Genomic DNA, 415 nt, shown 5'->3' with positions numbered 1-415 from the left:
GTAGTATTCGAAACTATTGGAATCGCAACGTCGCAGGCCGCGCCTTGTCGCGCCGTCGACTCACCGATTGCAATCACGCTATGACGTTTCGACAGATAGCTCGGGGGAACCTTTGAAGTTCGATTATCGGGCAGACGTCGACGGTTTGCGCGCTGTCGCGGTCATCACCGTCATCCTTTTTCATTTCGGCGTTCCCGGTTTTCCGGGGGGATTCATCGGCGTTGACATCTTCTTCGTAATCTCGGGCTACTTGATCACACGCCTTTTGGTTGCGGAGAGCGCCGAACTGTCGTTCGCCGAATTCTACGGTCGGCGCGCGCGTCGTATCCTGCCAGCAATGCTGGTGATGATCGGGCTGTCGCTCACGGCGGGTTGGTTTCTTCTGCTCCCGGGTGACTATGCCGGTCTTGGGCGC

Annotated in this window: 1 protein-coding gene; it reads left to right on the top strand. The window is 57.6% G+C overall.

The features are described 5' to 3' along the window. Positions 1-112: 112 nt before the first annotated feature. The coding region (locus EOA29_RS40435; protein WP_145970200.1) for an acyltransferase at positions 113-415 on the top strand (303 nt) is incomplete at its 3' end.

The sequence above is a fragment of the Mesorhizobium sp. M1E.F.Ca.ET.063.01.1.1 genome (assembly GCF_003998155.1).
GTDB lineage: Bacteria > Pseudomonadota > Alphaproteobacteria > Rhizobiales > Rhizobiaceae > Mesorhizobium.
The sequence above is the reverse complement of the archived record's forward strand: the minus strand, read 5'-3'. Positions and strand labels throughout refer to the sequence as shown.